Genomic DNA, 25,508 nt, shown 5'->3' with positions numbered 1-25,508 from the left:
TGCGTTTTACAGCACCCCAGCTTCACGTAAGGCGGTGATCTGCTCTGCGCTTAGACCCAGGTGGCGGGTGAGTACCTGCTCGGTGTGTTCACCGAGCAGCGGTGGTGCGTTGCGGTATTCCACCGGGGTTTCGGACAGGCGCAGCGGGCTGGCGACTTGAGGCGTGGTGCTGCCCAGGCTGTTGGGCAGGTCGAGGCGCAGGCCGCGCGCTTGCACCTGAGGGTCGGCAAACACCTGCGCCAAATCGTTGATCGGCCCGCAGGGCACGCCGGCAGTTTCCAGCAGCGTCACCCATTCGGCGGTGGTTTTAAACACCGTGGCTTGGCGCAGCAGCGGGATCAGCTCGGCGCGATGGGCGACGCGTGCCTTGTTGGTAGAAAAGCGCGGGTCATCGGCCAACGCCGTCAGGCCAGCGACCTCACACAGTTTGCGGAACTGCCCGTCGTTGCCCACGGCGATGATGAAGTTGCCATCGGCCGAGGGGAAATCCTGATAGGGCACGATATTCGGATGGGCATTGCCCAGGCGTTTGGGCGCGACGCCGGTGTTGAGGTAATTCATCGCCTGATTGGCCAGGCAGGCGACCTGCACGTCGAGCAGCGCCACGTCGATATGCTGGCCGAGGCCGGACTGTTCGCGCTGGTTGAGCGCGGCCAATACGCCGACCGTGGCATACAGGCCGGTGAGAATATCGGTGAGGGCGACGCCGACCTTGATGGGGCCGGCACCCTCCTCGCCGTCGGGCTTGCCGGTCAGGCTCATCAGCCCGCCGAGGCCCTGAATCATAAAGTCGTAACCGGCACGTTTGGCGTAAGGACCGTCCTGACCAAAGCCGGTGATTGAGCAATAAATCAGCCGTGGATTAAGCGCTTTCAACGAGGCGTAGTCGAGGCCGTAAGCCGCCAGGCCTCCGACCTTGAAGTTCTCCAGCAGCACATCGCAGTTCTGCACCAACTCGCGCACCAAACGCTGGCCTTCGGGTTGGGTGAAATCCAGCGTCAGCGATTGTTTGTTGCGGTTGGCGCTCTGGAAATACGCCGCTTCGCGCGAGTCATGGCCGTTGGCATCTTTCACATAGGGCGGCCCCCAGTGGCGGGTGTCGTCACCTGAACCGGGACGTTCGACCTTGATCACCTCAGCCCCGAGGTCACCAAGAATCTGCCCAGCCCAGGGGCCGGCGAGTACGCGGGACAGGTCGAGTACGCGGATATGCGATAGGGCGCCGGGCATGAGAGGCCTCACGGTTGCAATTGGGCGTAGGTTGGGTCGGGCGGCGTTCCGTTGAGCCTGCAAAGCCCAACAAAGTGGTCATATGGGGCTGTTGTTTGTTGGGCTTCGGCGCTGCGCGCCTTAACCCAACCTACGTGTGGATCAAAAGAACGCCTGCAGTCCGGTCTGAGCCCTGCCGAGGATCAGCGCATGCACGTCGTGGGTGCCTTCATAGGTGTTGACCACTTCCAGATTGACCAGATGACGGGCCACGCCGTACTCGTCGCTGATGCCGTTGCCGCCCATCATGTCGCGGGCCAGGCGCGCGATATCCAGCGCCTTGCCGCAGCTGTTGCGCTTCATGATCGAGGTGATTTCCACCGCCGCGGTGCCTTCGTCCTTCATCCGGCCGAGGCGCAAGCAACCTTGCAGGGCCAGGGTGATCTCGGTCTGCATGTCGGCGAGTTTCTTCTGAATCAGCTGGGTTTGCGCCAGCGGGCGACCGAACTGTTTGCGGTCGAGGGTGTACTGACGCGCGGTGTGCCAGCAGAACTCGGCCGCACCCAGCGCGCCCCAGCTGATGCCGTAACGGGCCGAGTTGAGGCAGGTGAACGGGCCTTTCAGGCCGCGCACGTCGGGGAAGGCGTTTTCTTCCGGGCAGAACACGTTGTCCATGACGATTTCACCGGTGATCGACGCGCGCAGGCCGACCTTGCCGTGAATCGCCGGGGTGCTAAGGCCTTGCCAGCCTTTTTCCAGGACAAAGCCGCGAATCTCGCCGGCATCATCCTTGGCCCAGACCACAAACACATCGGCGATCGGGCTGTTGGTGATCCACATCTTCGCGCCGGTCAGGCGGTAGCCGCCGTCGACTTTCTTCGCGCGGGTGATCATCGAACCAGGGTCGGAGCCGTGATCCGGCTCGGTGAGGCCGAAGCAGCCGATATATTCGCCGCTGGCCAGTTTGGGCAGGTACTTCTGCTTGGTCGCTTCGTTGCCGAACTCGAAGATCGGCACCATCACCAAGGAGGACTGCACGCTCATCATCGAGCGGTAGCCGGAGTCGATGCGCTCGACTTCGCGGGCGATCAGGCCGTAGCACACGTAGTTCAGGCCGCTGCCGCCGTATTCGGCGGGAATAGTGGCGCCGAGCAGGCCGGTGTCGCCCATCTCGCGGAAAATTTTCGGGTCGGTCTGCTCGTGGCGGAAGGCTTCAAGTACGCGCGGGGCCAGCTTGTCGGCGGCAAACTGCTGGGCGCTGTCACGCACCATGCGCTCTTCTTCGGTCAGTTGCTGATCGAGCAGCAGCGGGTCGATCCAGTTGAAGCTTGCCTTGGCCATCGCGAAAACCTCGAAATCAGACAGTGATAGGGCGGGTATCTGCGCAGCCGCACTGCGCTCGCCGGTGAGTGGATTGATCGTAGGCGGCTTGTGGCAGGCAGGCAAACGAGTATTGCGCACGCAGTTGTGCGAGTTGCTCACTTCGAGATAGCTTTAGTCGGCCTGTTTAACCGATCAAAGTGAGGGTGACGCACAGATGCGCCGCAAGATTCCCAGCACCGCCGCCCTTATCGCGTTCGAGTCTGCTGCTCGGCACCAGAGTTTCACCAAAGCGGCGCAGGAACTGAGCCTGACTCAGGGCGCAGTGTGCCGGCAGATAGCCGCGCTGGAGGCCTTCCTTAATATCGAGTTGTTCCGCCGTTCGCGCCGTGGCGTGCTGCTGACGGAGGCCGGGCAATCCTACGCGCGGCGGGTGGCCGGACAGCTTGATGCCGTGGAGCGCGACACCCTGGCGGTGATGGGCCAGCAGGGCGCGATGAGTATCGAACTGGCGGTGGTGCCGACCTTTGGTACGCAGTGGTTGCTACCGCGCTTGAAGGATTTTCAGCGCCTGCACCCGGAGATCACGGTCAACCTGACCAACCGCACGCGGCCCTTTCTGTTTGCCGATACCGAGTTCGACGCGGCGGTGTACTTCGGCGATGGCGACTGGTCCGGTACCCAGGCCCATCTACTGATGGGCGAAAACCCGATGCCGGTGTGCAGCCCTTCGTTGCTGGGCGGCCAGGCGGCGCTCAGTGCCGAGCAGATCGCCAACCTGCCGCTGTTACAGCAGACCACGCGGCCTTACGCTTGGCGTCAGTGGTTCAATGCCCAGGGGGTGAGTACCGTGCGAGACATGACCGGGCCGCGTTATGAGCTGTTCTCCATGTTGGCCCAGGCGGCCATGCACGAAATGGGCGTTGCACTGATTCCGCCGTTTCTGATTCGCCGTGAGTTGGATGAGGGACGGCTGGTGATTGCTGTGCCGTTGAGCCTGCCGACCGACAAGGCGTATTACCTGATGATTCCCGAGCGCAAGTTGGAATCGGCGGCACTGTTGTTGCTGCGCGACTGGCTGGTGCGCGAGGCGCATGCCTATGCCCTGGTCCATGGCTTGAAATAGACAACGGTCTGTCAGGTTGTTGGCGAGAAAGACCGTCAAAGCTTCGGCGGCAATTGGTCGGAAAAACCGTTACCTCGCGAGAAAGGCCCCCCAGCGTGCGGGCTTGATCAATGTTGACCCCGTAGTCAGCTATCTGGATGGCTACACTTACCCGCCTACCGGCGCGTGCCAGGTGTTGCATTTTTTGCACACAAATGCCCCTGCAGCCCCCTGAAACAGTGGTTCTACCGGTTTATCAGGGGTATCGCCGTTGATCTGATGGCGCTGCATTTACGTCAAGAATGTATAAACCCTACTTTGCTTCGCTCGACTGGCTATAAGCCTTGCTCCACAAGGCCTTACGGGTTTTTGCTGGTTGTGAGGTCATGCAGTGACTTGTAGTTATCGCAAGGTTTTACTTCATAACGCCTTGAAGGCTATGGCCTTCGCCTGCAAAATGCCGCGCCCCGCTTGTATCAATGCTGTTTGCAGGTCGGGTTTGTGCTGATCCTCCCCATTGCCCGCGTGCCACCCGCAGTGCGCCGGTTCACTAAAAAGATCACGCAGGAGAATTGAAGTGCACATCGGTGTTCCTCTCGAAACCCATGCTGGTGAGACGCGCGTTGCCGCAACTCCCGAAACCATCAAGAAGCTGATCGGCCAGGGCCATCAGGTGACTGTGCAAACCGGTGCCGGCGTCAGCGCCAGCATTCCGGACAGTGCCTATGAAGCCGTTGGCGCCGCCATCGGCAATGATGCCGCTGCTTTTGGTGCCGATCTGGTGCTCAAAGTGGTTGCGCCGACCGAAGCCGAGTTGGCCCACATGAAAACCGGCGCGGTGCTGGTTGGCATGCTCAACCCGTTCAGCAACGAAACCATCGCCCGCATGAATGCCCGCGGCATCACCGCCTTTGCCCTGGAAGCTGCGCCGCGCACGTCCCGCGCACAGAGCCTGGATGTACTGAGCTCGCAAGCCAACATCGCCGGCTACAAGGCCGTGCTGCTGGCGGCGCATCACTACCCGCGCTTTATGCCGATGCTGATGACGGCGGCCGGTACGGTCAAAGCCGCACGCGTGCTGATTCTTGGTGCCGGTGTGGCAGGTCTGCAAGCCATCGCGACGGCCAAGCGCCTGGGTGCGGTGATCGAGGCCTCCGACGTGCGTCCTGCCGTGAAGGAGCAGATCGAGTCGCTCGGCGCCAAGTTCGTCGACGTGCCGTTCGAGACCGATGAAGAGCGTGAGTGCGCCCAAGGCGTGGGCGGCTATGCCCGGCCGATGCCCGCCTCGTGGATGGAGCGTCAGGCCAAGGCGGTGCACGAGCGCGCCAAGCAGGCTGACATCGTCATCACCACCGCACTGATTCCGGGCCGCAAGGCGCCGACTCTGCTGCATGAAGCCACTGTGGCGGAAATGAAACCAGGTTCGGTGATCATCGATCTCGCGGCGGCGCAAGGCGGCAACTGCCCGCTGACCGAAGCCGAGCAGGTGGTGATCAAGCATGGCGTGACCATCGTGGGCCACAGCAACCTGGCGGCCATGGTGCCGGCGGATGCTTCCGCGCTGTATGCACGCAACCTGCTGGACTTCCTCAAGCTGGTCATCGACGGCGAAGGCAAGTTCCACCTCAACCTTGAAGACGACATCGTCGCTGCGTGCCTGATGTGCCGCGATGGCAACGTCGTGCGCACTAACGGCTAAGGGGAGTACCGCTCATGGATATGATTTCTGACGGCATCTACAACCTGATCATCTTCGCGCTGGCCATCTATGTGGGCTACCACGTGGTATGGAACGTCACCCCGGCCCTGCACACCCCGCTGATGGCGGTAACCAACGCGATTTCCGCGATCGTCATCGTCGGCGCCATGCTGGCCGCTGCCCTCACCGTGACCCCGCTGGGCAAAGCCATGGGCACCCTGGCGGTGGCCCTGGCGGCGGTCAACGTGTTCGGTGGTTTCCTGGTAACCCGGCGCATGCTGGAAATGTTCAAGAAGAAAGCGCCCAAGGCGCAGGCGGAGAAGCACTGATGAGCATGAACCTGATCACTGTTCTCTACCTCGTTGCCTCGATCTGCTTTATCCAGGCGCTTAAAGGCCTGTCGCACCCGACCACGTCGCGTCGCGGCAACCTGTTCGGCATGATCGGTATGGGCATCGCGGTGCTTACCACCGTCGGCCTGATCTACAAGCTCGGTGCTGAAATTGCCACCCAGGGCATCGGTTACGTGATTGTCGGCCTGCTGGTCGGCGGTACCGCTGGCTCGATCATGGCCAAGCGTGTGGAAATGACCAAGATGCCGGAACTGGTCGCCTTCATGCACAGCATGATCGGCCTGGCTGCGGTGTTTATCGCCATTGCCGCCGTCGTCGAACCGCAGTCCCTGGGTATCGTTGCGGCCCTGGGTGATGCAATCCCGGCCGGTAACCGTCTGGAACTGTTCCTCGGTGCGGCCATTGGCGCGATCACCTTTTCCGGTTCGGTCATCGCCTTTGGCAAACTCTCGGGTAAATACAAGTTCCGCCTGTTCCAGGGCGCACCGGTACAGTTCAAGGGCCAGCACCTGGTCAACCTGCTGGTTGGCCTGGCCATCATCGGCCTGGGTCTGTACTACACCTTCACCGGCAACATCACCGCCTTCGCCATTCTGGTGGCCCTGGCCTTCGTCATCGGCGTGCTGATCATCATCCCGATTGGCGGTGCTGACATGCCGGTGGTGGTGTCGATGCTCAACAGCTACTCGGGATGGGCGGCGGCCGGTATCGGCTTCTCGCTGAACAACTCGATGCTGATTATTGCCGGTTCGCTGGTGGGTTCTTCGGGCGCGATTCTCTCGTACATCATGTGCAAGGCGATGAATCGCTCGTTCTTCAACGTCATCCTCGGTGGCTTTGGTGGCGCGGCAGATGCCGGCGGCCCAGCCGGTACCCAGGAAGCGCGTCCGGTTAAGTCTGGCTCGTCCGACGACGCCGCCTTCCTGCTGACCAACGCCGACACCGTGATCATCGTTCCGGGCTACGGCCTCGCGGTAGCCCGTGCCCAGCACGCACTGATGGAGCTGGCCGAGAAGCTGACTCACCGCGGCGTGACCGTGAAGTACGCGATTCATCCGGTTGCCGGTCGTATGCCGGGCCACATGAACGTTCTGCTGGCTGAGGCCGAAGTGCCTTACGAGCAGGTGTTCGAGATGGAAGACATCAACTCCGAGTTCGGCCAGGCCGACGTGGTGCTGGTGCTGGGCGCCAACGACGTGGTCAACCCAGCCGCGAAGAACGATCCGAAGTCGCCGATCGCCGGCATGCCGATCCTCGAGGCCTACAAAGCCAAGACTGTGATCGTCAACAAGCGCTCGATGGCCAGCGGTTACGCCGGCCTGGACAACGAACTGTTCTACCTGGACAAGACCATGATGGTCTTCGGCGACGCCAAGAAAGTCATCGAAGACATGGTTAAAGCGGTGGAGTAACACGCGCCGCAGCGTTGCTGAAAGAGCCCGGCCTTCGCGCCGGGCTTTTTTATGCGCGTATATCCCGCCGTTGGGCCGATTTGCGCAAACAACAGTGCCCACGCCCTTAATTGTCTGATCGATCAGAAAACGCTGTTAACCCGCGCAGAATCTGAAAAACAGGTCAGCTGTCACAGCAGTGCAATGCGTAACTGTACTGGTTATAAATCACTGCTATTTTTATATAAGGCAGTTAATAAGTCTGGTAATTCCATAATTTCAGAGCGAATCACTTATTAGCATTACAGTTAACGCAATAAAATACAGCACAGTTACAAAGCAACCTATCTATTAGCCCTGCAATTCAATTCAGCTGTGGCTACAGCGCCATGGGTGTGCGCTGCATAATTCTCCCATCGCAACACACCACTGACCCGCCACAAGCGGAAGGATGATCACCATGGAACGTACCCTCAGTTCCGACCTGTTTTTCGACCACAGCCAATCCACCGGCTCCAGCGCCCTGCCGCTGCGTATCTTCACCACTGTTCTGCAATGGCAGCGCCGCGTTGTTAGCCGCCGCCAGCTGGCGCGCCTTGATGGCCGTCTGCTTGCCGACGCCGGCATCAGCGAAGCACAGCGTCATGCTGAACTGAGCAAGCCCTTCTGGCGTTAAGCGTCACCAAGCACCGATTTCTGCTCCTCCCTTAATGGGATTTTTGAAAGCTCCAGCGCCCTGCGTGTTGGGGCTTTCTTTTTATGTGCCGGGAAAGTGCTCAGGCCGTTGACTGGTTGCAACAGTCTGCTGTGCTGCTAAGCGGTACAGTTCTTATAAAAAGCCTACTGCGCCATAACAATTTTCAGGCGCTGTCTCTGACCCTGCTCTCCGCTTCTGCGCACCATAGGTTGCCTTTTTTCGTCTTTGACAAGGAGTTGCGCTATGGAACGCACAATCAAGCATGAGCCCTCGCAAAACACTCAGGTGGATCAACCGCTTTGGTTACGCGCCTATCTAGCATTCTGTGGCTGGCAGCGTAATAGAGATGTTCGCAGACAACTGGCGCGCCTTGATAGCCGTCAGTTGGCCGACGCCGGCATCACCGAGGCGCAGCGTCAGGCCGAGTTGGCAAAGCCGTTCTGGCGCTAGGCCGCCGGGCAACCAACCCGCACAGCCGGGGTCTACACTGAACCCAGCCTGTCTGTTGGGCCATTTTCAGGAGTGTGGATATGAATGTGATAAAGACCTTGAGCCTTGCTGCATTAATGGCTCTGGCAGGCACGGCTGGCGCGACCAGCTTTGTGGTTACCACCGATGCGGTGGTGGGAGCGATTGGGGCGACCTCGGAAGCGATCTCCGATGTGTCCTCGTCTTTTACCGATGACAAGATTGTGCTGGTCGCGCGCGATGACGCCGCTGCGTTTGTCGCCAGCCAGGGCAACATCCGTGGAGTGCACCTGGAGGCCGCTCTGCAGCATATCCGTCAGCAGGTACCGACGCTGCAGGGCGACGACATGCAGCTGGCGACGGCAATCCTCAGCCTTTGAACGCGCCGCCAGCGCTTGGCCAGAAGCGCTGGTGGAACTGTGCGGCACACTGCCCGTCTAAGCAGGCCCATCCGACGGAATGGCTGATTTTTGGAGATGCATATGCGCCCTATCTTGCTCAGTACCCTGGTTGCAGCTGTACTGCTCAGTGCCACCGCACAGGCGCAAACCCTGGTGGCGACCAGCAATATCATCGTGCGTGCGCTGGATCGTTCCTTCGATTTCACCTCGGATACCACCACGTCCATTCGTGATTCGAAAGTCGTGCTCGCGGCGCGTGACGATGCGGCCAGCTTTGTTGCCAGCCAAGGGCAGTTCCGTGGTGCCCAGCTGGAAGCGGCCATCGGCATCATTCGTAGCCACGTGCCTGAAGCGCAGAGCGCTTCCGATCTGGTACTGGCCGAAGCCATCCTGGCGCTGTGAGTTGGTCGCGTACCTGGCTGCTTGGGTTGGCGTTACTGGCCAGCACCTGTAGCCAAGCCGAGTTGCGCCTGCAACTCACGGATGCCGAACTCAGTCCTGCTGAGCGCCAGGCTAGCCAGCAACTGCTGCAAGACGCCTTGGCCGCTTTGCCGCCACGCCTCAAGCAGCAACTCGACCGTCGCGTGAGCGTGCGTTGGCGCAATCTGCCTGCGCAGGTGTATGGCCGCGCCGGGCGTTTCAGCGGCATTGAACTGAATAGCGCGTTGCTGCCTGGGTTAAGCGACGGCAGTCGCACCACCACCCTGACCTCACGTCCTCATGGCACTGTGCGCCGCGAATTGTTGGCGACGGTGCTGCACGAAATTACCCATCTCTATGACCGCGCCCAGCTCTGGCCGCAGGTAGAGCGGCAACTGCAACACCAGTGCCGTCAGCGCGAGCAGAGCCTGGGTGCTGTTGGCCTGCCGGATTACTGTCGGGGACAGACGGCGCGGCGCTTTACCCTGAGTGATGATCCGCTGCTGCTCGACCTGGCCGGCTGGCCGCAGCAGGTCGGCCGGCGTGGTACGCGCGAGCAGGACAATCATCAGGTCGCGCGCAGCCCGGATAGCTACGAACTGAGCAACCCACGCGAGTTTCTCGCCGTCAACATGGAGTATTTCCTCCTCGACCCTAGCTACGCCTGTCGCCGGCCTTCGTTGGCACGCTACATGAGCGCGCATTTCGCCTGGACGCCGGCGAATCAGCAGCCTTGCGCTGAAGGCTTGGCCTACCTGAATGCCGGGCGCGACTTCGCTCGCCAGCCGCTGGGCAGTATCGACCCGCAGCGGGTGTATCAGGTGGATTACCTGCTGGCCGAAGCCAACGATGCACTGGCCAGCCGTTGGGGCCACAGCATGTTGCGTCTGGTCATCTGCGCGCCTGGTCGGCCGCTGGGGCCGGACTGTCGGCTGGATCTGCAGGAGCACCTGGTGCTGTCCTATCGGGCCTTTGTTGGTGATGTGCAGTTGTCCAGTTGGGATGGCCTGACGGGTGCCTACCCTTCGCGGCTGTTTGTGCTGCCACTGGAGCAGGTGATCGAGGAATACACCAAGGTGGAGCTGCGCAGCCTGGCCTCGGTGCCGCTCAGGCTGAACCGTGTGCAGTTGGAGCATTTGGTGACCCGCGCCGTCGAGCAACACTGGAGCTATGACGGCGACTACTGGTTCCTTTCCAACAACTGTGCTGTGGAAACCCTCAAGCTGCTGCGCAGTGGTACTCAGCATCCGCGTCTGCACGCGCTCGACAGCATCATGCCCAATGGCCTGCTCGACACCCTGCTGGCGCGTGGTCTGGCCGACCGCAGCGTACTGGCTGACGATGCCGAGGCATTGCGTCTGGGCTATCGCTTCGACTCGTTCCGTGACCGTTACCAGGCCATGTTCAGTGTGCTGCAGGCACAGCTGCCGATTGAACAGACCCAAGTCGAGGACTGGCTGGCCTTACCGGCGGAGCAGCGTCAGCCCTGGTTTGCTCGCGCCGATCTGCGCACCAGCGCGGCCCTGCTGCTGCTCGAGCAGGCGGCACTGCGTCGGCAACTGCTATTGGCTCAGGATGAGCTCAAGCGCCGTTACCTCAGTGGCCGTGATGGTGTTGATCCCACGCTGAACAAGGCCGGTGGTGCGTTGCATCAGATCCTCGCCAACAGCGGTTTTCTCAGTCGCCCGGCGGAATTGCTCGAAGGCGGCTACGGCCTGCCGCAGCGCGCCGAATGGCAGCGACTGGAAACCCAAAGCCAGGCGCGCCAGCAGCAATTGCGCCAGCTCAGTGACAACCTCGACCAAGAAGTGCGCACTCTGCTGGAGCCGGCTCGTTTGGCCGAGATGCAAGCCACTGAAACCAACCTGACGCAACTGGGTGCGCATCTGCGTGCCCTGCATAAATCCGGCGGCGGCCTGCAGTTGCCCTAGCCCATGATTTCCTGGTCTTCCTCGGGCAGCTGCGGGTCGAGGTGCAGCCAGGGCAGGCGGCTTTGCACCCAGATATGCCGATCCGCCGGGGCCAGTTCAGGCTCGTCCAGCGTAGCGACGGTTACATCCAGGGTCTCCGGACTGAGCTGGGTGAGCAACGCCAGATGCGCGCCGCATTGCCCACAGAAATAACGTGTGCAACTGGCTGACGAGGCGTACTCGCGCGGCCTGCCGGCCAGCCAGCGAAAGCTCGTCTGCGGCACGCTGATCCAGGTCGTGACGATGCCGCCCGTGCTGCGTCGGCAGATCGAGCAATGACAGTGGGCAATGTCGCGTAGCGGCGCGCTGAACGCATAACGCAAGGCACCGCAGTGGCAACCGCCCTGATGGATAGCAGACATAGGACGTCCTCGTCGGGATGCTCAGGTCAATTAGCCTAATCCCGACATCGGCCTTGCGTCACGCGATAGGGCTGACCAATATGAGCGCTGACCACCGCCGGGGGCTCCCGTGACCGAACTGTTGTTGGCCTTGTGGCCATTGTTTGCCCTGATCGTTGCAGGCTGTTACCTGCGTCGCTGGGCGTTCCCCAATGAGGCGTTTTGGCCGGGTGCTGAGCGGCTGAACTATTTCATACTGTTCCCGGCGCTGCTGTTCAGCAGCCTGGCGACGGCGCCGCTGGATAATCCGGCGTTGCCGCGCCTAGGTTTGGCGGTGCTGCTGGCGCTGGGTATTGCCTGGCTGGCGCTGTTGCTGGTGCGACGGGTGCGGGGTTGGCCTGCAGGGCGTTTTGGCGCGTTCAGCCAAGGCATTCTGCGTTTCAATACCTATCTCGGCTTGGCGGCGGTGGGCAGCCTGTTTGGCCAAGAAGGCCTGACCCTGGCGGCCATCATGCTCGCCCTGATGGTGCCGACGGTGAATGTGCTGTCCGTCTGGTCGCTGACAGCCGAGCGTGGCGTCAGTGCGCGCAGACTGTTGCTGCCGATCCTGAAGAATCCGTTGATCCTAGCCTGCCTGGGCGGCGCGCTGGTCAACCTCAGTGGCCTTGGCCTGCCGGGCGGCAGTGACCGTCTGCTTAGCCTGCTGGCAGCCGCGAGCCTGCCGCTGGGTCTGCTCTGTGTCGGTGCGGCGCTGAAACCGGAGCAGTTGGGCGGCGAGATTCCGGCCCTGGGGTGGAACAGCCTGCTGCGTCTGCTGGGCATGCCCTTGCTGGCCTGGCTGGTCGCCGATGGTCTGCATTTACCGGCGATGGAAAGCACGGTGTTGGTGTTGTTCTTTGCCCTGCCAACCGCGCCTACTGCCTATGTACTGACCCGTCAGCTGGGCGGTGAGAGCCAACTGATGGCCGGTATCATCACCCTGCAAACCCTGCTGGCGGCGGCCAGCTTGCCGCTGTTGTTGCTACTGGTGGCTGGCTGATGCATATCCCAGGAAAGGGCGGGCGGACGCTCGAAGCTTGGTGATGCTTATAAATTACTGTATTTATATACAGTAATTTATGGAGCCAGCCCATGTCCGTTTCTTTGCCGCCGCGCGGTCGCGGGACCGCCAGTAATCCACATAACCGTTTTGCGCCGCAGCGCATTATCGCCAGCGATGACGGCTGGTTTCAGGAGGTGCCGCCCAGCCGGGCAACCGAGGTGCGCAGCGAAACCGCAAAAAGCATCATCACCCGCAACCAGTCGCCGGACTTGCCCTTCGACCGCTCGCTCAATCCCTACCGTGGCTGTGAACATGGTTGCATTTATTGTTATGCCAGGCCCAGTCACGCCTACTGGGATCTGTCGCCGGGGCTGGATTTCGAAACCAAGCTGATCGCCAAGACCAACGCCGTGGCGCTGCTTGAACAGCAACTGAGCAAGCCTGGTTATGTCTGTGCGCCGATCAACCTGGGTTCCAACACCGATCCTTATCAACCGATCGAGCGTCAGCATCTGCTGACGCGCAACAGCCTCAAGGTGCTGCTTGACTACCGTCACCCGGTCACCATCGTTACCAAGGGTTCGTTGATTCTGCGTGACCTCGATCTGCTCACTGAGCTGGCGCAGCAGCGGCTGGTGGCGGTGATGATCAGCCTGACCACCCTGGATGACGAACTCAAACGCATCATGGAGCCGCGTGCCGCTGCGCCGGCAGCGCGCCTACGGGCGATTCGCGTGCTGCGTGACAACCGTATTCCGGTTGGTGTGCTGTGTTCGCCCATGATCCCGATGATCAACGACATGGAGCTGGAGCACTTGCTGGCAGCGGCCAAGGAGGCCGGCGCGCAGAGCGCCAATTACATGCTGCTGCGCCTGCCACGTGAAGTGGCGCCGTTATTCGAGGAGTGGTTGCAGGCGCATTATCCGCAGCGCGCCGAGCATGTGCTCAGCCTGATCCGGCAGAGCCGGGGCGGTGCGCTGTATGACAGCCGTTTCGGTCAGCGTTTTCGCGGTGAAGGGGCGTTTGCCGAATTGCTCGCGCAACGCTTTGCCCTGGCCAGCAAGCGCCTGGGTCTGAATCGACGCGAGGCGTTCAACCTGGACTGCACGCGCTTCTGTCCGCCGGGTGGCCAGCTGGCGCTGCTGTAACAGGCGTGCAAGGTTGCCGTCAGCGCCTGCGCCAGTGACACTTGGCATGTGACTTGCCAGCCTGCTTGGCTGTCGCTTTAGCAGGTTTTTTCAGGTTCAGAGGTCGCAAACATGCCATACAAGCATCAGTTGATCCCGCTGCAAGGGCGCACAGGCACTGAGAGTGCCGAGGAAGCCTTGCAGATCATCTTTGATGGTTTCAAGCGCTTTCGCAGCGAAATATTTCCGCAGCAGGAAGACCTGTTCAAAAAGCTCGCCACTGCGCAGAACCCGCGCGCAATGTTTATCACCTGCGCCGACTCGCGGGTGGTGCCGGAGTTGATCACGCAAAGCTCGCCTGGCGACCTGTTCGTCAACCGCAATGTTGGCAACGTGGTGCCGGCCTACGGGCAGATGATGGGTGGGGTGTCCACCGCCATCGAGTACGCGGTGCTGGCGTTGGGCGTGCAACACATCATCGTGTGCGGCCACTCTGACTGCGGTGCGATGAAGGCCGTATTGGCCCCCGAGACCCTGGAGAGTATGCCGACGGTGAAGGCCTGGCTGCGTCACAGCGAAGTGGCGCTCAAGGTGGTCGAGGCGAACTGCGGCTGTGAAGGCCATGACAGGCTGGGTATTCTCACCGAGGAGAATGTGGTGGCCCAGCTCAATCACCTGTGCACCCACCCATCGGTGGCGGCACGGGTGGCCAGCGGCCAGCTGTTTATCCACGGCTGGGTGTATGACATCGAAACCAGCGAGATCAAAGCGTACGACGCGGTGAAAGGTGAGTTCCGATTGATCGGCGACGGCCCGCTGCCGATGGCCACCCCCCGTGCGCGCTATCTGCCGAGCAGCTAGTCAGCCACCGCGCGAGGGGTGAAGGCCTGCTATCCCGCCGCGCGGGTTTCATCCAGTTGCAGCTCAACCCCGAGCTGCCGCGACAGGCACGGCCAGCGTTGCCATGCCGCATCGGTCTGTGGATTGTGCAGGCGCTCGCGGTAGGCCTGTACCGAGTCCAGGGCAAAACTGGCATCGTCGAGCATACCGTCGACGGCATGGTGCACAGCCTCATCCAGCTGGTTGGCAAAGGCTTCGCCAATCAGTTGGTGGGCAATCAGGTTGGCCACTGTAGTGTCCAGCGGGATCAACGGTGCGCCCAGGTGGGCGATATAGCGATCATTCACTTCCTCGACCAGGCGATGGGCCAGATAGGCCTCATCCAGCAATCCTTCCAAACCATCATGTCCGCTCATCAGTGCCGGAGGTTGCAGAAAGAACTGCTCGGCCACTTTCAGTACTGGCTTGATCTGCGCTTCGATTCCGGCTTCGCGTGCTACTTGTTGGGCCGCCTGCAGCAGCTCCGGTACTTGCTCGATATAAGCGCTGACAAAGCGCAACAGCACACCGTCGGTATCAATACTGGGCAGGCGAATGGACGGGTGTAACTGGTCCAGGTGGCGGCGCATCTGTGCGGCCAGTCGGCCCGTGCTGGCTTCATGTTGCTGGGCATGCTGAATCAGTTGCTGCAAGGCGGCGATGTTCATGACTGCTCCTGAAATGAGGACATGGGCGAGAACCTTAGCTGGCTCAACGCATTTGCTAAGACTCGATTGTCATAATTATTAAACAGTTATGCGAGTCAGCTATATAAGCCATCGCCGAGTTCTACCGTCCCCACGATTTCCGCGGCTTTCAGAGAGGGTTCTGGGGTCGCTGCCTGATTTCAGCGTCAGCGTTGCCAGGTGGGAGGCCGTGTCTATACTCGAATTCGAAAGGCAGTACCTGATGACTCCGAATTAGCAGCGGCGAAACAGTTTTCACAGGCATTTTCACCGTGGAAATGTGTGACTACTCAGCCAAAGACCGATTCGGCGGATAACAAGAAAAATTAAGGGGAACCCGCAATGATGCGACATCCACGAGTCTGGATGGGCCTCCTGTTGTGGTTGGTATTCAGCTCGGCACACGCCAGCTGGGGCGTCAATATGGCGCCAGGTGCCACCGAGGTCAGCCGCTCCGTTTTTGATCTGCACATGACCATCTTCTGGATCTGCGTCGTGATCGGTGTGATCGTATTCGGCGTGATGTTCTGGTCGATGCTTATCCATCGCCGCTCTACGGGGCAGGAGCCGGCACACTTCCACGAAAGCACCACGGTCGAGATTCTCTGGACCGTCGTTCCGCTGGTCATCCTGGTGCTGATGGCCATACCGGCCACCAAGACCTTGATCGAAATCTACGACTCCAGCGAATCCGAGCTGGATATTCAGGTCACGGGCTATCAATGGAAATGGCATTACAAATACCTGGGTGAAGACGTCGAGTTCTTCAGCAACCTGACCACGCCCAAGGATCAGATCAACAACAAAGCCACCAAAGGCGAGCACTACCTGCTCGAGGTGGACGAGCCGCTGGTGGTGCCGGTCGGCACCAAAGTGCGCTTTCTGATCACGGCCGCCGACGTCATCCACTCTTGGTGGGTGCCGGCGCTGGCAGTGAAGAAAGACGCCATCCCTGGTTTTATCAACGAATCCTGGACGCGTATCGACGAGCCGGGCATCTACCGTGGCCAATGCACCGAGTTGTGCGGCAAGGACCACGGCTTTATGCCCGTGGTGGTAGAAGCCAAGTCGAAAGAGGACTACGCGGCCTGGCTCGCCGAGCGCAAGGTGGCAGCGGCCGCTGAGCGTGAACTGACCACTAAAGAGTGGACCATGGACGAGCTGATGGCGCGTGGCGAGAAGTCCTATCAGACCAACTGCGCATCCTGCCACCAGCCAACCGGTGAAGGCCTGCCGCCTATGTTCCCGGCACTCAAAGGCTCGGCGATTGCTACCGGACCTGCGGCCGGTCATATCGGCATCGTGGTCAACGGCAAGTCGGGCACTTCGATGGCCGCTTTTGGCAAGCAACTCTCGGAAGTCGATATCGCCGCGATCATCACCTACGAACGCAACGCCTGGGGCAATGCGGTAGGCGACATGGTCACGCCGAAAGACATCCTCGCGTTCAAACAGGCTCAGGAGTAAGGACATGAGTGCAGTGATCGATCCGGGCCACGCTGGCCACGGTCATGCCGGACATGACCATCACCACGGCCCGGCCAAAGGCCTGATGCGCTGGGTGTTGACCACCAACCATAAAGACATCGGCACCATGTACCTGTGGTTCAGCTTCGCCATGTTCCTGCTGGGTGGCAGCATGGCCATGGTGATTCGTGCCGAGCTGTTCCAGCCGGGCCTGCAGATCGTGCAGCCGGAATTCTTCAACCAAATGACCACCATGCACGGCCTGATCATGGTCTTTGGCGCAGTGATGCCGGCGTTTGTCGGCCTGGCCAACTGGATGATTCCGCTGATGATCGGCGCGCCGGACATGGCCCTGCCGCGGATGAACAACTTCAGTTTCTGGCTACTGCCAGCGGCGTTCGGCATGTTGGTCAGTACGTTGTTCATGGAGGGCGGCGGACCGAACTTCGGCTGGACCTTCTATGCGCCGCTGTCGACCACCTACGCGCCGGAGTCGGTGACCTTCTTTATCTTCGCCGTGCACCTGATGGGTATCAGTTCGATCATGGGGGCGATTAACGTGGTCGCCACCATCCTCAACTTGCGCGCCCCCGGCATGACGCTGATGAAAATGCCGTTATTCGTCTGGACCTGGCTGATCACCGCTTTTCTGCTGATCGCGGTCATGCCGGTACTGGCCGGTTGCGTAACCATGATGCTGATGGACATCCATTTCGGCACCAGCTTCTTCAGTGCTGCCGGTGGCGGTGACCCAGTGCTGTTCCAGCATGTGTTCTGGTTCTTCGGTCACCCCGAGGTGTACATCATGATCCTGCCGGCGTTCGGCGCGGTCAGTGCGATCATTCCTGCCTTCGCCCGTAAGCCGCTGTTTGGCTACACCTCGATGGTCTATGCGACGGCAAGCATCGCCTTTCTGTCGTTTATCGTCTGGGCGCACCACATGTTTACCGTCGGCATCCCGCTGACCGGCGAGCTGTTCTTTATGTACGCCACCATGCTGATTGCCGTGCCCACCGGGGTGAAGGTGTTCAACTGGGCCAGCACCATGTGGCGCGGTTCGATGACCTTTGAGACGCCGATGCTGTTCTCGGTGGCCTTCGTCATCCTGTTCACCATTGGTGGTTTCTCCGGCCTGATGCTGGCCATCGCCCCGGCGGACTTCCAGTACCACGACACCTACTTTGTGGTGGCGCACTTCCATTACGTGCTGGTGCCTGGGGCTATCTTCGGCATCTTCGCCTCGGCCTATTACTGGCTGCCGAAGTGGACCGGGCACATGTACGACGAAACCCTCGGCAAGCTGCATTTCTGGATGAGCTTTATCGGCATGAACCTGGCGTTCTTCCCGATGCACTTTGTCGGCTTGGCCGGCATGCCGCGGCGTATTCCGGACTACAACATGATGTTCGCCAACTTCAACATGGTGTCGAGTATCGGCGCCTTCATGTTTGGCGCCACTCAGTTGCTATTCCTGTTTATCGTCATCAAGTGCATTCGTGGCGGCAAGCCTGCCGCAGCCAAGCCTTGGGACGGTGCTGAAGGGTTGGAGTGGACGGTGCCGTCGCCGGCGCCCTATCACACCTTCACCACACCACCTGAAGTGAAATAAGGACACCGACCGATGAGCGAAGCCCTGTCGACCCGCCGCCTGGTTATCCGCCTGTCACTGGTGGTGGTCGGCATGTTCGGCTTCGGTTTTGCCTTGGTGCCGATCTATGACGTGATGTGCCAGGCCTTTGGCATCAACGGCAAAACCGCTGGTGCTTATGAGGCTGGGTTGCAAAGCACCGATGAGTCGCGCCAGGTGCGCGTGCAGTTTCTCGCCACCAATGCCGCCGAGATGGTCTGGGAGTTCAGTCCTCAGGCCGATGAGGTTCTGGTGCATCCGGGCGAAAGCACGCAGATGCTGTTTGTCGCCTACAACCCCACGGATAAGCCGATGACCGCCCAGGCAATTCCCAGCGTGGCGCCGTCCAAAGCCGCTGCCTACTTTCACAAGACCGAGTGTTTTTGTTTTACCCAGCAGGTACTGCAACCCGGTGAGCGTATCGAAATGCCGGTGCGCTTTATCGTCGATAGAGACTTACCGGCAGATGTTCGCCACCTGACCCTGGCTTACACCTTGTTTGATATCACTGCGCGCAAACCGGCGGTGGCACAAGCGACCCTTAACCGGGCGACTCCATAAGGAGAACAATAAATGTCGAGTCACGAAACTCATGAAAACTATTACGTCCCGGCCCAGAGCAAATGGCCGATCATCGCCACGTTGGGCATGCTGTTCTCGGTGTACGGCGTGGGCACCTGGTTCAATGATCTGAAGGCGGACCGCGCCGACTCCAATGGTCCATTGATCTTCTTTATCGGCGGACTGTTTCTCGCCTACATGCTGTTCGGCTGGTTCGGCAATGTGATCAAGGAAAGTCGCGGCGGCCTCTACAGCCCGCAGATGGATCGCTCGTTCCGCTGGGGCATGAGCTGGTTCATCTTCTCCGAGGTGATGTTCTTTGCGGCGTTCTTTGGCGTGCTGTTCTACGTGCGTACCTGGGCCGGCCCCTGGCTCGGTGGTGAGGGCGACAAAGGGGTGAGCAACATGCTCTGGCCGGGATTCGAATACACCTGGCCGCTGCTCAACACGCCTGATCCGAAACTCTATCCCGCCCCCAGTGGGGTCATCAGTGCCTGGGGCCTGCCGCTGATCAATACCATCTTGCTGGTCACTTCCAGCTTTACCCTGACCTTCGCCCACCACGCGCTGCGCAAGAACCACCGCAAACCGCTGACCCTGTGGCTGGCGCTGACGGTGATTCTCGGTATCGCCTTTTTGGTGCTGCAGGTCGAAGAGTACATCCATGCCTACACCGAACTGGGCCTGACCCTCGGCTCGGGCATATACGGCGCCACCTTCTTCATGCTCACCGGCTTTCACGGTGCCCACGTGACCCTGGGCGCCCTGATGCTGAGCATCATGCTGATTCGGGTGATCCGTGGCCATTTCAGCCCCGAGCAGCATTTCGGCTTCGAGGCGGCGGCCTGGTATTGGCACTTTGTTGATGTGGTGTGGATTGGCCTGTTTGTCTTTGTCTATGTGCTGTGAGGTGCTTACCAGGTGACGTGGGAAACCAGTTGGCCGCTGTAGAAGCCCCAGGCAATAAGGGCAACGGTCAGCGCGGTAAGGGTCACGCGCACAGTCAGCGCGTTGACCACCCGGGAGGTTTTACCTTCGTCCTTGACCAGAAAGAACAGGCCACTGAATAGGCTGACCAGAGTAGCCAGTAGTAACAGGACGATCGCGGCTTTGAGCATGCGTGACTCCCAAGCGGAACTTCGGGGGAAGGGAAATGCGCTTCAGCTGCAGTATAGCCAGCTTGTGCAGGGCTTTAGGGAGGTTGCCATGAGCACCTTCCGTCCTGGCTGGCTGCCCAGCGTACTGGTGCTGCTGCTGTTTCCCTGCCTGATCGCCCTAGGCTTCTGGCAGCTGGCACGGGCCGAAGAAAAGCGCGAGCTGCTGGCCGCACACCAGGCCCAGCAACTGGCCGCCCCGATCAGCATCGATGAGCTGGAGCGTCAGCCCAATCCGGCTTACCAGCGCGTGCAGCTCCAGGGCTTCTTCGATGCACGGCATACCCTGTTGCTCGACAACCGCACCCGTGACGGCAAAGTCGGCGTCGAGGTGCTACAACCCTTCTATGACCAAATCAGCGGCCTTTGGCTATTGCTCAATCGCGGCTGGCTGCCTTGGCCGGATCGTCGCATCAGCCCAACCTTCGCTACCCCGGATACCCCGCTGCGTTTGCAGGCAACGGTGTATGTGCCTCCAGGGGAGACCTTTCAGCTCCAGAACACGCCACCGGCCGGCGGCTGGCCGCGTGTGGTCAGCGAGGTCAAGCCTGAAGCCTTGTGGCAGCAACTGGGGCGTGGTGGCCTGAGCTATGAGGTGCGCCTCGAGCCGGGTCCCGCGTCATTTCAAAGCGATTGGCCGGTTATCGCCATGAGTCCTGACAAACACCTCGGTTACGCCGTGCAATGGTTCTCCCTGGCGGCGGCTTTGCTCGGCCTGTTTATCTATCTCGGTCTATCTAATGCGCGGGAGATTCGCCATGAACCCAGCCATCGCCCTGCCTGAAGTGTCACCTAGTCAGCGTCGCCGTGGGCGGCTGCAGCTGATCCTGATTCTGGCCGTGGTTATCGGCCCGATGATCCTCGCCAGCGCCATGTATCAGTGGCGTTTCTGGGTGCCGGAAACCCGCAGCTACCACGGTGAGCTGATCGGCACCGGGCAGACCCGCGCCGACCTCGGGGTTGTCGGTGCCGAAGAACAGCGCTGGCAATTGCTGGTGACCGTTCCGGATGACTGCGATGCCGCCTGCAAGGAACTGGTGTTCCTCGCCCGCCAGGTGCATATCGGCCTCAACCGTGATGTCGGCCGCGCTGCCCATGGTCTGGCCACTGCTCAGCCGCTGAGTGATGACTACGACGCCCAGCTGCGCCGCGAATATCCGCAACTGGCGCGTTATCAGCTGCAGCTGGATGCCTACGGCAAAACCGCCGGCCAGGCCGAAGGTGCGCAACTGTGGATCGTCGATCCACACGGCAATCTGGTGCTGCGTTATGACGCCACCAGCAAGGGCAAGGCGATTCTCAACGACCTGCGGCATCTGCTGAAAATCTCACAAATTGGTTAATGCTGCCCTCGGCTAAGGACTGATGATGAGCAAGCCTGGTTACCGTTTTGCCCTGTTCGCCACCCTGCTGGCGGTCGTGGTCGTGCTGCTCGGTGCCTATACCCGCTTGACCCACGCCGGCCTGGGTTGTCCGGACTGGCCGGGTTGCTACGGCTTTATCGGCGTGCCGATGAGCGAGCACAAACAGACCCTGGCTGAGGCGCGTTTCCCTGAAGCGCCGGTGGAAGTGGCCAAGGGCTGGTACGAGATGATTCACCGCTATTTTGCTGGCGCTTTGGGGCTGGTGATTCTCGGTCTGGCGGTGCAGGCGCTGCGCCGTCGTGGCGAGGTGGGTCAGCCACTCAAACTGCCGCTGTTCTTGCTGTGCCTGGTGACACTACAGGCCGCCTTTGGCATGTGGACAGTGACCCTCAAGCTCTGGCCGCAGGTGGTGACGGCGCACCTGTTGGGCGGCTTTGCCACCCTCAGTCTGTTGTTTCTTTTAACCCTGCGTCTATCCGGCAAGGCGGCCGCCTTGGCCAATCTGCCGGCACGGCTGCGCAGCCTGGCAGTGCTCGGCCTATTGCTGGTGATCGGGCAGATCGCTCTGGGCGGTTGGGTCAGCAGCAACTATGCGGCGGTCGCCTGCGTCGATCTGCCGACCTGTCATGGCGAATGGTGGCCGGCGATGGATTTTGCCAACGGTTTTCACCTGACCCAGCATATCGGCCCCAACTACCTCGGCGGGCAGCTCGACAGTGATGCGCGCACCGCCATTCATATGACCCACCGTATCGGCGCACTGCTGGTCACCCTGGTGCTGCTGCTATTGGCCTGGCAATTGAAACGCCATGGCCTGTTGAGGCTTGCCGGTTTGCTGGTGCTGGCACTGGCGGTGCAAATCAGCCTGGGTATCAGCAACGTGGTGTTTCATTTGCCGCTGCTGGTAGCGGTGGCGCATAACCTCGGCGGCGCGGCGCTGCTGCTGACCCTGGTGCTGATCAATTACCGTCTGCGCCGCCCTGCATGGTTGGCATCCCCCGTGACAGAGACGTCTGCCGGCTTCGCCGCGCTGCCCGGCAAATAACCAGAACAATCGAGGAGAGACCTTATGGCTACTCTAGTGCGCGAACAGCAAGCCCATGCCACTTGGCGCGATTATCTGGAGCTGACCAAACCCCGGGTGGTGGTGCTGATGCTGATCACCTCCCTGGTCGGCATGTTTCTCGCCACCCGCGCAGGCGTTGCCTGGGAGGTGTTGATCTTTGGCAACCTGGGTATCGGTCTGTGTGCCGGCGCGGCGGCGGCGGTCAACCATGTGGTCGACCGGCGTATTGATTCGATCATGGCGCGCACCCATAAACGGCCGGTGACGGCCGGGCGTTTGTCACCGACTGCGGCGCTGGGCTTCGCCTTGCTGTTGGCGGTTGCAGGCATGGCCTTGTTGCTGACCTTTACCAACGAGCTGGCGGCCTGGCTGACCTTGGCCTCGCTGCTAGGTTATGCGGTGCTTTACACCGGCTTTCTCAAACGCGCCACGCCGCAGAATATCGTCATCGGCGGCCTGGCCGGCGCGGCGCCGCCGTTGCTCGGCTGGGTGGCAGTCACTGGACATGTCAGTGCCGAGCCATTGTTGTTGGTGCTGATTATCTTTGCCTGGACGCCTCCGCATTTCTGGGCCCTGGCCATCCACCGCAAAGAGGAATACGCCAAGGCCGATATCCCCATGCTGCCGGTGACCCACGGCGAGCACTACACCAAGGTGCATATTCTGCTGTACACCCTGGTGATGTTTGCCGTGACCCTGCTGCCTTACGCCATTCACATGAGCGGGCTGCTCTATCTCGCCTGCGCTGTGCTGTTGGGCGGGCGCTTTCTGTACTGGGCGGTGGTGCTGTACCGTGACAGCAAACCGCACGCGGCGATCAGCACCTTCAAGTACAGCATCTGGTATCTTTTCGCGCTGTTTATCGCCCTGCTGGTCGACCACTATCTGCTGTTAAACCTGTAATCGTTGGTGCCATGACCCGAACCCAGATCACCGTTTTTGTTCTCGTTGCCATCGTCGCCCTGGTGCTGGGGCTCACCGTCAATAAGGTGCTGACCAGCAAGGGCCAGGGTGACCCCACCGTGCTGCTGGATGCCGGCATCGTTCTGCTGCCACAAAGCCGCAGCCTGCCGGAGCTGAGTCTGACCAATCAGGACGGGCAGGCCGTGGCGGTTGATCAGCTCAAGGATCAGTGGAGCCTGCTGTTTTTCGGCTACACCTTCTGCCCAGATATTTGCCCGGCCACCCTCGCCCAGTTACGCCAACTGCAAGGTCAGCTACCGCCGGAAACCCTGGCCAAGTTGCGTATCGTGCTGGTCACGGTTGACCCCAATCGTGACACGCCGGAGCAGTTGAAGAAGTACCTGGATTATTTCGACGCTGGTTTTATCGGCCTGACTGCTGAGCAGGCGACCATCCAGAAGCTGGCAAATGCTGTCAGCATTCCGTTTATTCCGGCTGATACCAGCCAGGAAAACTACACTGTCGACCACAGCGGCAACCTGGTGCTGATTGGCCCCGATGGCAAGCAGCGTGGCTTTATCCGCGCGCCGATCAACAACACCAAGCTGGCCGCGCAGTTGCCCGGCCTACTTGATCGCCCGTAACCCGCTATTTGGCAAAGAGCTGACTGATGTCCTTGAACGCCTTGAATTCCAGGGCGTTGCCGCACGGGTCGAGCAGGAACAGCGTAGCCTGCTCGCCGACCTGGCCGGCGAAGCGCACATAGGGCTCGATCACAAATGGCGTGCCCTTGGCCTGTAGCCGCGCCGCCAGCGTTTGCCAGTCCTCCCAGCTCAATACCACACCGAAATGCGGCACTGGCACGTCGTGGCCGTCCACCGGGTTGCTGTGCGCGGCTTCCTGATGCGCCATCTTTGGCGCCTGGTGGATCACCAGTTGATGGCCGAAGAAATCGAAATCCACCCAGTGGTCGCTGCTGCGGCCTTCGGCACAGCCGAACACCTCGCCGTAGAAGTGCCGTGCGGCTGCCAGGTCGTAAACGGGAATTGCCAGGTGAAAGGGGGCGAGTGCCATGGGTGCGGTCCTTCAGGTTGCGGTCAGGAGATTCTCATCAGCAGCGATACTGATGAAAAGCGAATATCCTTGCTCGCAAGCGCCAATAAAATTGATCAATCGGGGCGTCGATGCTGCGCGAATTGAAAACCTTTGTAGCCGTGGCCCGCTACGGCACCTTCGCTGCGGCTGGGCAGCAGGTGGGTCTGACCCAGTCGGCGGTCAGCGCACAAATGCGCGTACTGGAGCAGAGCCTGGGCGTTCGGTTGTTCGAGCGAAGTGGGCGTTCGGCGGTGCTCAATGCGGCCGGTCGGCATGCCTTGCCGCTGGCGGAGCAGATGCTTGGGTTGTATGCGCAGATGGCCTTGCCGACCAGCGCGGCCGAGTGGCAGGGCGAACTCAAGGTCGGTTCGATTGCCACCCTGCAGACCGGCCTGCTGCCCGAGGCCTTGCCGCGATTTCGTGCAGTCGCGCCATGCGTCGAATTGAAGCTGGTGCCCGGCGTGTCGCTGAACCTGCTGAGCCAGATCGATGCCGGCGAACTCGATCTGGCGCTGTTGATCAAGCCGCCGTTCGAGCTGCCCAAGGAGCTGCTGCAGATCAGCCTGGCGCGCGAGCCGTTTGTGCTGATCACCCCGCTCAGCGTGACGACGGATGAGCCGCTGCAGATCCTCGCCGAACAGCCGTTCGTGCGCTACGACCGGCGCTCGTTCGGCGGTCGGCGGGTCAACCAGTTCCTCCGCGAGCATCGCTTAGTGGTGCAGGAAGCGCTGGAGCTGGATGAGCTGGAGGCTATCGTGCGGATGGTCGAGTGCGGCCTTGGCGTCTCGCTGATTCCGCGTGCCGGCCTGTGGCTGCAGCGGCCGACGCAGTTGCGGGTGATCGAGCTGGGCGAGCTGACCTTCTACCGCGAACTGGTGGCGATATTGCGCCGCGCTCAGCGTCAGCCTGCTCTGGACTGCCTGCTGGACTGCCTGCGTGAGGCGGCCCTAAATGACAAACCCCGCACGGGGCGGGGTTTGGCTGAGGGTGCAGCAAACGCGGCGTCTTAGAACGCCGGAACGACAGCGCCCTGATACTTCTCAGCGATAAAGGCTTTCACTTCGGCGCTGTTCAGCGCCTTGGCCAGTTTCTGCAGGGCCGCGTTGTCCTTGTTGTCGGCACGCGCGACCAGGATGTTGACGTACGGCGAGTCGCTGCCTTCG

The 25,508-nt window shown here is 60.8% G+C and carries 29 protein-coding genes; 22 read left to right on the top strand and 7 right to left on the bottom strand.

The window, feature by feature from the left end; translation table 11 throughout:
- Nucleotides 1-6: 6 nt before the first annotated feature.
- Nucleotides 7-1,230, bottom strand: coding sequence for a CaiB/BaiF CoA-transferase family protein (locus tag DBR00_RS19775; protein WP_108486665.1), 1,224 nt, complete (start codon nt 1,228-1,230; stop codon nt 7-9).
- Nucleotides 1,231-1,371: 141 nt separating this feature from the next.
- A complete protein-coding gene (locus tag DBR00_RS19770) occupies nt 1,372-2,550 on the bottom strand; it encodes an acyl-CoA dehydrogenase (RefSeq protein WP_108486668.1) in 1,179 nt (392 codons plus the stop codon).
- Nucleotides 2,551-2,746: 196 nt separating this feature from the next.
- On the opposite strand from DBR00_RS19770, the gene DBR00_RS19765 reads away from it, so the two are divergent.
- The 9 genes from DBR00_RS19765 to DBR00_RS19725 all read left to right on the top strand — a co-directional run bounded on the left by DBR00_RS19765 (nt 2,747) and on the right by DBR00_RS19725 (nt 10,994).
- Nucleotides 2,747-3,655: a LysR family transcriptional regulator gene (locus DBR00_RS19765; protein ID WP_108486664.1), complete on the top strand. Its 909-nt coding sequence runs from the start codon at nt 2,747-2,749 to the stop codon at nt 3,653-3,655.
- 556 nt (nt 3,656-4,211) lie between these two features.
- Complete coding sequence (locus tag DBR00_RS19760; protein ID WP_108486663.1) at nt 4,212-5,333, top strand: Re/Si-specific NAD(P)(+) transhydrogenase subunit alpha; 1,122 nt, start codon at nt 4,212-4,214, stop codon at nt 5,331-5,333.
- 14 nt (nt 5,334-5,347) lie between these two features.
- Nucleotides 5,348-5,662 carry an NAD(P) transhydrogenase subunit alpha gene (locus DBR00_RS19755; RefSeq protein ID WP_108486662.1) on the top strand — a complete coding sequence of 105 codons (315 nt, stop codon included), beginning with the start codon at nt 5,348-5,350 and terminating at the stop codon, nt 5,660-5,662.
- Complete coding sequence (locus tag DBR00_RS19750) at nt 5,662-7,098, top strand: NAD(P)(+) transhydrogenase (Re/Si-specific) subunit beta (RefSeq protein WP_108486661.1); 1,437 nt, start codon at nt 5,662-5,664, stop codon at nt 7,096-7,098. The genes DBR00_RS19755 and DBR00_RS19750 overlap by 1 nt, the downstream gene beginning before the upstream one ends.
- Nucleotides 7,099-7,537: 439 nt before the next feature.
- Entirely contained in the window at nt 7,538-7,753 is a 216-nt protein-coding gene (locus DBR00_RS19745) for a DUF1127 domain-containing protein (protein WP_108486660.1), read from the top strand.
- A 264-nt stretch (nt 7,754-8,017) separates the two neighbouring features.
- Nucleotides 8,018-8,224 (top strand): DUF1127 domain-containing protein, encoded by a 207-nt coding sequence (locus DBR00_RS21540; protein ID WP_108486659.1) that lies wholly within the window; start codon nt 8,018-8,020, stop codon nt 8,222-8,224.
- A gap of 80 nt (nt 8,225-8,304) precedes the next feature.
- Nucleotides 8,305-8,622 carry a DUF2388 domain-containing protein gene (locus DBR00_RS19735; RefSeq protein ID WP_108486658.1) on the top strand — a complete coding sequence of 106 codons (318 nt, stop codon included), beginning with the start codon at nt 8,305-8,307 and terminating at the stop codon, nt 8,620-8,622.
- Between the two features lie 102 nt (nt 8,623-8,724).
- A complete protein-coding gene (locus tag DBR00_RS19730; protein ID WP_108486657.1) occupies nt 8,725-9,045 on the top strand; it encodes a DUF2388 domain-containing protein in 321 nt (106 codons plus the stop codon).
- Nucleotides 9,042-10,994, top strand: coding sequence for a DUF4105 domain-containing protein (locus DBR00_RS19725; protein WP_108486656.1), 1,953 nt, complete (start codon nt 9,042-9,044; stop codon nt 10,992-10,994). The genes DBR00_RS19730 and DBR00_RS19725 overlap by 4 nt, the downstream gene beginning before the upstream one ends.
- Here DBR00_RS19725 and DBR00_RS19720 read toward each other — a convergent pair.
- A complete protein-coding gene (locus DBR00_RS19720; RefSeq protein WP_108486655.1) occupies nt 10,991-11,395 on the bottom strand; it encodes a GFA family protein in 405 nt (134 codons plus the stop codon). The two genes, DBR00_RS19725 and DBR00_RS19720, sit on opposite strands and share 4 nt — an antisense overlap.
- Nucleotides 11,396-11,504: 109 nt before the next feature.
- On the opposite strand from DBR00_RS19720, the gene DBR00_RS19715 reads away from it, so the two are divergent.
- The 3 genes from DBR00_RS19715 (at nt 11,505) to DBR00_RS19705 (ending at nt 14,404) form a co-directional block, all read left to right on the top strand.
- Complete coding sequence (locus DBR00_RS19715) at nt 11,505-12,413, top strand: AEC family transporter (RefSeq protein ID WP_108486654.1); 909 nt, start codon at nt 11,505-11,507, stop codon at nt 12,411-12,413.
- A 92-nt stretch (nt 12,414-12,505) separates the two neighbouring features.
- Nucleotides 12,506-13,564 (top strand): PA0069 family radical SAM protein, encoded by a 1,059-nt coding sequence (locus DBR00_RS19710; RefSeq protein WP_108486653.1) that lies wholly within the window; start codon nt 12,506-12,508, stop codon nt 13,562-13,564.
- 111 nt (nt 13,565-13,675) lie between these two features.
- On the top strand, nt 13,676-14,404 hold the full coding sequence (locus tag DBR00_RS19705) for a carbonic anhydrase (RefSeq protein ID WP_108486652.1): 729 nt from the start codon (nt 13,676-13,678) through the stop codon (nt 14,402-14,404).
- 29 nt (nt 14,405-14,433) lie between these two features.
- Here the strand turns inward: DBR00_RS19705 and DBR00_RS19700 are convergent, their stop codons facing one another.
- Nucleotides 14,434-15,090: a hypothetical protein gene (locus DBR00_RS19700; RefSeq protein ID WP_108486651.1), complete on the bottom strand. Its 657-nt coding sequence runs from the start codon at nt 15,088-15,090 to the stop codon at nt 14,434-14,436.
- Between the two features lie 360 nt (nt 15,091-15,450).
- Here DBR00_RS19700 and coxB point away from each other — a divergent pair, with 360 nt between their 5' ends.
- Genes coxB through DBR00_RS19680 form a run of 4 tightly spaced genes read left to right on the top strand, consistent with a single transcriptional unit; the run spans nt 15,451 to nt 19,672 of the window.
- Entirely contained in the window at nt 15,451-16,575 is a 1,125-nt protein-coding gene (gene coxB / locus DBR00_RS19695; protein WP_177480033.1) for a cytochrome c oxidase subunit II, read from the top strand.
- Between the two features lie 4 nt (nt 16,576-16,579).
- On the top strand, nt 16,580-18,184 hold the full coding sequence (gene ctaD / locus DBR00_RS19690; protein ID WP_108486649.1) for a cytochrome c oxidase subunit I: 1,605 nt from the start codon (nt 16,580-16,582) through the stop codon (nt 18,182-18,184).
- 12 nt (nt 18,185-18,196) lie between these two features.
- Nucleotides 18,197-18,763 (top strand): cytochrome c oxidase assembly protein, encoded by a 567-nt coding sequence (locus DBR00_RS19685; protein ID WP_108486648.1) that lies wholly within the window; start codon nt 18,197-18,199, stop codon nt 18,761-18,763.
- Between the two features lie 12 nt (nt 18,764-18,775).
- Nucleotides 18,776-19,672 (top strand): cytochrome c oxidase subunit 3, encoded by an 897-nt coding sequence (locus DBR00_RS19680; protein WP_108486647.1) that lies wholly within the window; start codon nt 18,776-18,778, stop codon nt 19,670-19,672.
- A 5-nt stretch (nt 19,673-19,677) separates the two neighbouring features.
- Here DBR00_RS19680 and DBR00_RS19675 read toward each other — a convergent pair whose 3' ends face one another.
- Nucleotides 19,678-19,881, bottom strand: a complete 204-nt coding sequence (locus DBR00_RS19675) for a twin transmembrane helix small protein (protein ID WP_108486646.1) — start codon at nt 19,879-19,881, stop codon at nt 19,678-19,680.
- Between the two features lie 88 nt (nt 19,882-19,969).
- Between DBR00_RS19675 and DBR00_RS19670 the strand changes: the two genes are divergently transcribed.
- Genes DBR00_RS19670 through DBR00_RS19650 form a run of 5 tightly spaced genes read left to right on the top strand, consistent with a single transcriptional unit; the run spans nt 19,970 to nt 23,894 of the window.
- Nucleotides 19,970-20,701: an SURF1 family protein gene (locus DBR00_RS19670; RefSeq protein ID WP_108486645.1), complete on the top strand. Its 732-nt coding sequence runs from the start codon at nt 19,970-19,972 to the stop codon at nt 20,699-20,701.
- A complete protein-coding gene (locus DBR00_RS19665) occupies nt 20,676-21,260 on the top strand; it encodes a hypothetical protein (protein WP_108486644.1) in 585 nt (194 codons plus the stop codon). Before DBR00_RS19670 ends, DBR00_RS19665 begins: the two co-directional genes overlap by 26 nt.
- 25 nt (nt 21,261-21,285) lie before the next feature.
- Nucleotides 21,286-22,326: a heme A synthase gene (locus tag DBR00_RS19660; RefSeq protein ID WP_108486643.1), complete on the top strand. Its 1,041-nt coding sequence runs from the start codon at nt 21,286-21,288 to the stop codon at nt 22,324-22,326.
- A gap of 24 nt (nt 22,327-22,350) precedes the next feature.
- Entirely contained in the window at nt 22,351-23,250 is a 900-nt protein-coding gene (gene cyoE / locus DBR00_RS19655; RefSeq protein WP_108486642.1) for a heme o synthase, read from the top strand.
- An 11-nt stretch (nt 23,251-23,261) separates the two neighbouring features.
- A complete protein-coding gene (locus DBR00_RS19650; RefSeq protein ID WP_108486641.1) occupies nt 23,262-23,894 on the top strand; it encodes an SCO family protein in 633 nt (210 codons plus the stop codon).
- A 4-nt stretch (nt 23,895-23,898) separates the two neighbouring features.
- Here DBR00_RS19650 and DBR00_RS19645 read toward each other — a convergent pair whose 3' ends face one another.
- Nucleotides 23,899-24,324, bottom strand: coding sequence for a VOC family protein (locus DBR00_RS19645; protein WP_108486640.1), 426 nt, complete (start codon nt 24,322-24,324; stop codon nt 23,899-23,901).
- Nucleotides 24,325-24,434: 110 nt separating this feature from the next.
- Here DBR00_RS19645 and DBR00_RS19640 point away from each other — a divergent pair, with 110 nt between their 5' ends.
- A complete protein-coding gene (locus DBR00_RS19640; RefSeq protein ID WP_108486639.1) occupies nt 24,435-25,355 on the top strand; it encodes a LysR substrate-binding domain-containing protein in 921 nt (306 codons plus the stop codon).
- Here DBR00_RS19640 and DBR00_RS21230 read toward each other — a convergent pair.
- Nucleotides 25,352-25,508: MetQ/NlpA family ABC transporter substrate-binding protein (locus tag DBR00_RS21230; RefSeq protein ID WP_256583104.1), on the bottom strand; the 157-nt coding region annotated here is incomplete at its 5' end. The genes DBR00_RS19640 and DBR00_RS21230 overlap by 4 nt on opposite strands.

The sequence above is a fragment of the Pseudomonas sp. HMWF032 genome (assembly GCF_003060885.1).
Taxonomy (GTDB): domain Bacteria; phylum Pseudomonadota; class Gammaproteobacteria; order Pseudomonadales; family Pseudomonadaceae; genus Aquipseudomonas.
The sequence above is the reverse complement of the archived record's forward strand: the minus strand, read 5'-3'. Positions and strand labels throughout refer to the sequence as shown.

Bases quoted from the DNA above. Each gene is read 5' to 3' on its own strand.
- DBR00_RS19640 (WP_108486639.1), top strand. From the start codon at position 24,435: ATGCTGCGCGAATTGAAAACCTTTGTAGCCGTGGCCCGCTACGGCACC.
- DBR00_RS19730 (WP_108486657.1), top strand. From the start codon at position 8,725: ATGCGCCCTATCTTGCTCAGTACCCTGGTTGCAGCTGTACTGCTCAGT.
- DBR00_RS19645 (WP_108486640.1), bottom strand. From the start codon at position 24,324: ATGGCACTCGCCCCCTTTCACCTGGCAATTCCCGTTTACGACCTGGCA.
- DBR00_RS19755 (WP_108486662.1), top strand. From the start codon at position 5,348: ATGGATATGATTTCTGACGGCATCTACAACCTGATCATCTTCGCGCTG.
- ctaD (WP_108486649.1), top strand. From the start codon at position 16,580: ATGAGTGCAGTGATCGATCCGGGCCACGCTGGCCACGGTCATGCCGGA.
- DBR00_RS19720 (WP_108486655.1), bottom strand. From the start codon at position 11,395: ATGTCTGCTATCCATCAGGGCGGTTGCCACTGCGGTGCCTTGCGTTAT.
- DBR00_RS19685 (WP_108486648.1), top strand. From the start codon at position 18,197: ATGAGCGAAGCCCTGTCGACCCGCCGCCTGGTTATCCGCCTGTCACTG.
- DBR00_RS19665 (WP_108486644.1), top strand. From the start codon at position 20,676: ATGAACCCAGCCATCGCCCTGCCTGAAGTGTCACCTAGTCAGCGTCGC.
- DBR00_RS19675 (WP_108486646.1), bottom strand. From the start codon at position 19,881: ATGCTCAAAGCCGCGATCGTCCTGTTACTACTGGCTACTCTGGTCAGC.
- DBR00_RS19705 (WP_108486652.1), top strand. From the start codon at position 13,676: ATGCCATACAAGCATCAGTTGATCCCGCTGCAAGGGCGCACAGGCACT.
- DBR00_RS19775 (WP_108486665.1), bottom strand. From the start codon at position 1,230: ATGCCCGGCGCCCTATCGCATATCCGCGTACTCGACCTGTCCCGCGTA.
- DBR00_RS21540 (WP_108486659.1), top strand. From the start codon at position 8,018: ATGGAACGCACAATCAAGCATGAGCCCTCGCAAAACACTCAGGTGGAT.
- DBR00_RS19670 (WP_108486645.1), top strand. From the start codon at position 19,970: ATGAGCACCTTCCGTCCTGGCTGGCTGCCCAGCGTACTGGTGCTGCTG.
- cyoE (WP_108486642.1), top strand. From the start codon at position 22,351: ATGGCTACTCTAGTGCGCGAACAGCAAGCCCATGCCACTTGGCGCGAT.
- DBR00_RS19765 (WP_108486664.1), top strand. From the start codon at position 2,747: ATGCGCCGCAAGATTCCCAGCACCGCCGCCCTTATCGCGTTCGAGTCT.
- DBR00_RS19750 (WP_108486661.1), top strand. From the start codon at position 5,662: ATGAGCATGAACCTGATCACTGTTCTCTACCTCGTTGCCTCGATCTGC.
- DBR00_RS19735 (WP_108486658.1), top strand. From the start codon at position 8,305: ATGAATGTGATAAAGACCTTGAGCCTTGCTGCATTAATGGCTCTGGCA.
- DBR00_RS19680 (WP_108486647.1), top strand. From the start codon at position 18,776: ATGTCGAGTCACGAAACTCATGAAAACTATTACGTCCCGGCCCAGAGC.
- DBR00_RS19650 (WP_108486641.1), top strand. From the start codon at position 23,262: ATGACCCGAACCCAGATCACCGTTTTTGTTCTCGTTGCCATCGTCGCC.
- coxB (WP_177480033.1), top strand. From the start codon at position 15,451: ATGATGCGACATCCACGAGTCTGGATGGGCCTCCTGTTGTGGTTGGTA.
- DBR00_RS19745 (WP_108486660.1), top strand. From the start codon at position 7,538: ATGGAACGTACCCTCAGTTCCGACCTGTTTTTCGACCACAGCCAATCC.
- DBR00_RS19660 (WP_108486643.1), top strand. From the start codon at position 21,286: ATGAGCAAGCCTGGTTACCGTTTTGCCCTGTTCGCCACCCTGCTGGCG.
- DBR00_RS19710 (WP_108486653.1), top strand. From the start codon at position 12,506: ATGTCCGTTTCTTTGCCGCCGCGCGGTCGCGGGACCGCCAGTAATCCA.
- DBR00_RS19770 (WP_108486668.1), bottom strand. From the start codon at position 2,550: ATGGCCAAGGCAAGCTTCAACTGGATCGACCCGCTGCTGCTCGATCAG.
- DBR00_RS19700 (WP_108486651.1), bottom strand. From the start codon at position 15,090: ATGAACATCGCCGCCTTGCAGCAACTGATTCAGCATGCCCAGCAACAT.